A 5,269-nucleotide genomic window follows, 5' to 3' on the forward strand; every position below is an offset into this window, starting at 1 on the left:
GAAGGGGGACCCACCATGGACGATCTATTGCAACGCGTACGGCGCTGCGAAGCGCTGCAGCAACCCGAATGGGGCGATCCGTCGCGCCTGCGCGACGTGCAGGCGTACCTGCGCGGCAGTCCGGCGCTGATCCGCGCCGGCGACATCCTGGCCCTGCGCGCGACCCTGGCGCGGGTCGCCCGCGGCGAGGCGCTGGTGGTGCAGTGCGGCGACTGCGCCGAGGACATGGACGACCACCATGCCGAGAACGTGGCGCGCAAGGCCGCCGTGCTGGAACTGCTGGCCGGCGCCCTGCGCCTGGCCGGCCGGCGGCCGGTGATCCGCGTCGGGCGCATCGCCGGGCAGTACGCCAAGCCGCGTTCCAAGCCGCACGAGCAGGTCGGCGAGCAGACCCTGCCGGTCTATCGCGGCGACATGGTCAACGGCCGCGAGGCCCATGCCGAGCAGCGCCGGGCCGATCCGCAGCGGATCCTCAAGGGCTACGCGGCGGCGCGCAACATCATGCGCCACCTGGGCTGGGACGCCGCGTCCGGGCAGGAGGCGAATGCCTCGCCGGTCTGGACCAGCCACGAGATGCTGCTGCTCGACTACGAGCTGTCGATGCTGCGCGAGGACGAGCAGCGCCGGGTCTATCTCGGTTCGACCCACTGGCCGTGGATCGGCGAGCGCACCCGCCAGGTCGACGGTGCCCATGTGGCGCTGCTGGCCGAGGTGCTCAACCCGGTGGCCTGCAAGGTCGGCCCGGAGATCGGCCGCGACCAGTTGCTGGCGCTCTGCGAGCGCCTCGACCCGCGCCGCGAGCCGGGGCGCCTGACGCTGATCGCGCGGATGGGCGCGCAGAAGGTCGGCGAGCGCCTGCCGCCGCTGGTGGAGGCGGTGCGCGCGGCGGGGCACCCGGTGATCTGGCTGAGCGACCCGATGCACGGCAACACCATCGTCGCGCCCTGCGGCAACAAGACCCGCCTGGTGCGCAGCATCGCCGAGGAGGTGGCGGCGTTCCGCCTGGCGGTGTCCGGCTCCGGCGGCGTGGCCGCCGGGCTGCACCTGGAAACCACCCCGGACGACGTCACCGAGTGCGTCGCCGATTCCAGCGGCCTGCACCAGGTCAGCCGGCACTACACCAGCCTCTGCGATCCGCGGCTGAACCCCTGGCAGGCGCTCAGCGCGGTGATGGCCTGGTCCGGCGCAGAAGCGATCCCGAGCGCAACCTTCCCCCTGGAGACCGTGGCATGAGCGGCATTCCCGAAATCACCGCCTATCCCTTGCCGACTGCCCAGCAGTTGCCGGCCAACCTGGCGCGCTGGAGCCTGGAGCCGCGGCGCGCGGTGCTGCTGGTGCACGACATGCAGCGCTACTTCCTGCGCCCGCTGCCCGAGAGCCTGCGCGCCGGACTGGTGGCCAACGCCGCGCGGCTGCGCCGCTGGTGCGTCGAGCAGGGTGTGCAGATCGCCTACACCGCCCAGCCGGGCAGCATGACCGAGGAGCAGCGCGGTCTGCTCAAGGACTTCTGGGGGCCGGGCATGCGCGCCAGTCCGGCCGACCGCGAGGTGGTCGAGGAGCTGGCGCCGGGGCCGGACGACTGGCTGCTGACCAAGTGGCGCTACAGCGCCTTCTTCCACTCCGACCTGCTCCAGCGGATGCGCGCCGCCGGCCGCGACCAGTTGGTGCTGTGCGGCGTATACGCCCACGTCGGGGTGCTGATCTCCACGGTCGACGCCTACTCCAACGACATCCAGCCGTTCCTGGTGGCCGACGCCATCGCCGACTTCAGCGAGGCGCACCACCGCATGGCCCTGGAATACGCCGCCAGCCGCTGCGCGATGGTGGTCACCACCGACGAGGTGCTGGAATGAACGCCCTGCCCACATCGCTGTTGCAGCGCCTGCTCGAACGGCCGGCGCCGTTCGCCTTGCTCTACCGCCCGGAAAGCAATGGCCCGGGCCTGCTCGACGTGATCCGCGGCGAGGCGCTCGAACTGCACGGCCTGGCCGACCTGCCGCTGGACGAGCCCGGCCCGGGCCTGCCGCGCCATGACCTGCTGGCGCTGATTCCCTACCGGCAGATCGCCGAGCGCGGCTTCGAGGCGCTCGATGACGGCACGCCGCTGCTGGCGCTGAAGGTCCTGGAGCAGGAGCTGCTGCCGCTGGAACAGGCCCTGGCGCTGCTGCCGAACCAGGCGCTGGAACTGAGCGAGGAAGGTTTCGACCTCGACGACGAGGCCTACGCCGAAGTGGTCGGGCGGGTCATCGCCGACGAGATCGGTCGCGGCGAAGGCGCCAACTTCGTGATCAAGCGGCGCTTCCAGGCGCGCATCGACGGCTACGCCACGGCCAGCGCGCTGAGTTTCTTCCGCCAGTTGCTGCTGCGCGAGAAGGGCGCCTACTGGACCTTCATCGTCCACACCGGCGAACGCACCCTGGTCGGCGCCTCGCCCGAGCGACACATCAGCGTGCGCGACGGCCTGGCGGTGATGAACCCGATCAGCGGCACCTACCGCTACCCGCCGGCCGGGCCGAACCTGGCCGAGGTCATGGAATTCCTCGACAACCGCAAGGAAGCCGACGAGCTGTACATGGTGGTGGACGAGGAGCTGAAGATGATGGCGCGGATCTGCGAGGACGGCGGCCGGGTGCTCGGTCCCTACCTCAAGGAGATGGCGCACCTGGCGCACACCGAGTACTTCATCGAGGGCCAGACCAGCCGCGACGTGCGCGAGGTGCTGCGCGAGACGCTGTTCGCCCCGACCGTCACCGGCAGCCCGCTGGAAAGCGCCTGCCGGGTGATCCGCCGCTACGAGCCGCAGGGTCGCGGCTACTACAGCGGGGTGGCGGCGCTGATCGGCGGTGACGGCCAGGGCGGGCGCACGCTGGACTCGGCGATCCTGATCCGCACCGCCGAGATCGAGGGCGACGGCCGCCTGCGCATCGGCGTCGGCTCGACCATCGTGCGTCACTCCGATCCCCTGGGCGAGGCGGCGGAAAGCCGGGCCAAGGCTTCCGGGCTGATCGCCGCGCTGAAGAGCCAGGCGCCGCAGCGCCTGGGCTCGCACCCGCACGTGGTGGCGGCGCTGGCCAGCCGCAACGCGCCGATCGCCGACTTCTGGCTGCGCGGCGCCAGCGAGCGCCAGCAGTTGCAGGCCGACCTGTCCGGACGCGAGGTGCTGATCGTCGATGCCGAGGACACCTTCACCTCGATGATCGCCAAGCAGCTCAAGTCGCTGGGCCTGACGGTGACCGTGCGCGGCTTCCAGGAGCCGTACTCGTTCGACGGCTACGACCTGGTGATCATGGGCCCCGGCCCGGGCAACCCCACCGAGATCGGCCAGCCGAAGATCGGCCACCTGCACCTGGCCATCCGTTCGCTGCTCAGCGAGCGCCGGCCGTTCCTCGCCGTGTGCCTGAGCCACCAGGTGCTGAGCCTGTGCCTGGGCCTGGACCTGCAACGCCGGCAGGAGCCCAACCAGGGCGTGCAGAAACAGATCGACCTGTTCGGCGCCGCCGAGCGCGTCGGCTTCTACAACACCTTCGCCGCGCGCGCCCTGCAGGACCGCATCGAGATTCCCGAGGTCGGCCCGATCGAGATCAGCCGCGACCGCGAGACCGGCGAGGTCCATGCCCTGCGCGGGCCGCGCTTCGCCTCCATGCAATTCCACCCCGAATCGGTGCTGACCCGCGAGGGTCCGCGCATCATCGCCGACCTGCTGCGTCACGCGCTGGTCGAGCGGCGGCCCTGAGCCAGGAGAGCCCATGCACAGATATGTCGTGATAGACGCCTTCGCCAGCGAACCGCTGCAAGGCAACCCGGTGGCGGTGTTCTTCGACTGCGACGACCTCAGCGGCGAGCGCATGCAGCGCATGGCGCGGGAGATGAACCTGTCGGAGAGCACCTTCGTGCTCCGCCCGCAACAGGACGGCGACGCGCGCATCCGCATCTTCACCCCGGTCAACGAACTGCCGTTCGCCGGCCACCCGCTGCTGGGCACCGCCATCGCCCTGGGCGCCGAGACCGACAAGGACAGGCTGTTCCTGGAGACCAGGATGGGCACCGTGCCCTTCGCCCTGGAGCGCCAGGACGGCAAGGTGGTGGCTTGCAGCATGCAGCAGCCGATTCCCACCTGGGAGCACTTCAGCCGACCGGCCGAGCTGCTCGCCGCCCTCGGCCTGAAGGGCTCGACCTTTCCCATCGAGGTCTACCGCAACGGCCCGCGCCACGTGTTCGTCGGCCTGGAGAGCGTCGCCGCGCTGTCCGCGCTGCACCCCGACCACCGCGCGCTGTGCGACTTCCCGGACCTGGCGGTGAACTGCTTCGCCGGCGCCGGGCGGCACTGGCGCAGCCGCATGTTCTCGCCGGCCTACGGCGTGGTCGAGGACGCCGCCACCGGTTCCGCCGCCGGGCCGCTGGCGATCCACCTGGCGCGCCACCGGCAGATTCCCTACGGGCAGCAGATCGAGATCCTCCAGGGCGTCGAGATCGGCCGGCCGTCGCGCATGTACGCCCGCGCCGAGGGCGCCGGCGAGCGGGTCTCGGCGGTGGAAGTGTCGGGCAACGGCGCGGCCTTCGCCGAAGGCCGGGCCTACCTGTGAACGGGCAGAACGGAGGAACGCCGTGATGGGCGTCAACGCGAATATTTCCGAGTCCCTCACCGGGACCATCGAAGCCCCTTTCCCGGAGTTCGAGGCGCCGCCGGCGAACCCCATGGAGGTGCTGCGCAACTGGCTGGAACGCGCCCGCCGCTATGGCGTGCGCGAGCCGCGGGCACTGGCCCTGGCCACGGTCGACGGGCAGGGCCGGCCGTCGACGCGGATCGTGGTGATCGCCGAGTTGGGCGAGCGCGGGGTGGTGTTCGCCACCCACGCCGATAGCCAGAAGGGCCGCGAACTGGCGCAGAACCCCTGGGCCTCGGGGGTGCTGTACTGGCGCGAGAGCAGCCAGCAGATCATCCTCAACGGCCGCGCCGAACGCCTGCCCGACGAGCGCGCCGACGCCCAGTGGCTGAGCCGCCCGTACCAGACCCACCCGATGTCGATCGCCTCGCGGCAGAGCGAAACCCTCGCCGACATCCACGCCCTGCGCGCCGAAGCCCGGCGCCTGGCGGAAACCGACGGCCCGCTGCCGCGCCCGCCGGGCTACTGCCTGTTCGAACTGTGCCTGGAGTCGGTGGAGTTCTGGGGCAACGGCACCGAGCGGCTGCACGAGCGCCTGCGCTACGACCGCGACGAAGGAGGCTGGAAGCACCGCTACCTGCAACCGTGACGACACCGCTGCGCCG

General features: G+C 71.2%; 5 protein-coding genes. All 5 read left to right on the plus strand.

The features are described from left to right. Positions 1 to 15 precede the first annotated feature (15 nt). From phzC to phzG, 5 genes are read left to right on the plus strand one after another with little or no spacing between them, the layout of a single operon-like run. Positions 16 to 1,233, plus strand: coding sequence for a phenazine biosynthesis protein PhzC (phzC, locus tag HMPREF3014_RS04210; protein WP_003093621.1), 1,218 nt, complete (start codon positions 16 to 18; stop codon positions 1,231 to 1,233). Next, positions 1,230 to 1,853: a phenazine biosynthesis protein PhzD gene (phzD, locus tag HMPREF3014_RS04215; protein WP_003093625.1), complete on the plus strand. Its 624-nt coding sequence runs from the start codon at positions 1,230 to 1,232 to the stop codon at positions 1,851 to 1,853. Before phzC ends, phzD begins: the two co-directional genes overlap by 4 nt. Then, on the plus strand, positions 1,850 to 3,733 hold the full coding sequence (phzE, locus tag HMPREF3014_RS04220) for a phenazine biosynthesis protein PhzE (RefSeq protein ID WP_003118954.1): 1,884 nt from the start codon (positions 1,850 to 1,852) through the stop codon (positions 3,731 to 3,733). Before phzD ends, phzE begins: the two co-directional genes overlap by 4 nt. Before the next feature lie 13 nt (positions 3,734 to 3,746). Beyond that, a complete protein-coding gene (phzF, locus tag HMPREF3014_RS04225) occupies positions 3,747 to 4,583 on the plus strand; it encodes a phenazine biosynthesis protein PhzF (RefSeq protein WP_003093628.1) in 837 nt (278 codons plus the stop codon). A gap of 25 nt (positions 4,584 to 4,608) precedes the next feature. Beyond that, positions 4,609 to 5,253 carry a phenazine biosynthesis FMN-dependent oxidase PhzG gene (gene phzG / locus HMPREF3014_RS04230; RefSeq protein WP_003112073.1) on the plus strand — a complete coding sequence of 215 codons (645 nt, stop codon included), beginning with the start codon at positions 4,609 to 4,611 and terminating at the stop codon, positions 5,251 to 5,253. Positions 5,254 to 5,269 lie beyond the last annotated feature (16 nt).

Source organism: Pseudomonas sp. HMSC065H01 (genome assembly GCF_001815235.1).
GTDB lineage: Bacteria > Pseudomonadota > Gammaproteobacteria > Pseudomonadales > Pseudomonadaceae > Pseudomonas > Pseudomonas aeruginosa.

Bases quoted from the DNA above. Each gene is read 5' to 3' on its own strand.
- phzD (WP_003093625.1), top strand. From the start codon at position 1,230: ATGAGCGGCATTCCCGAAATCACCGCCTATCCCTTGCCGACTGCCCAG.
- phzG (WP_003112073.1), top strand. From the start codon at position 4,609: ATGGGCGTCAACGCGAATATTTCCGAGTCCCTCACCGGGACCATCGAA.
- phzE (WP_003118954.1), top strand. From the start codon at position 1,850: ATGAACGCCCTGCCCACATCGCTGTTGCAGCGCCTGCTCGAACGGCCG.
- phzC (WP_003093621.1), top strand. From the start codon at position 16: ATGGACGATCTATTGCAACGCGTACGGCGCTGCGAAGCGCTGCAGCAA.
- phzF (WP_003093628.1), top strand. From the start codon at position 3,747: ATGCACAGATATGTCGTGATAGACGCCTTCGCCAGCGAACCGCTGCAA.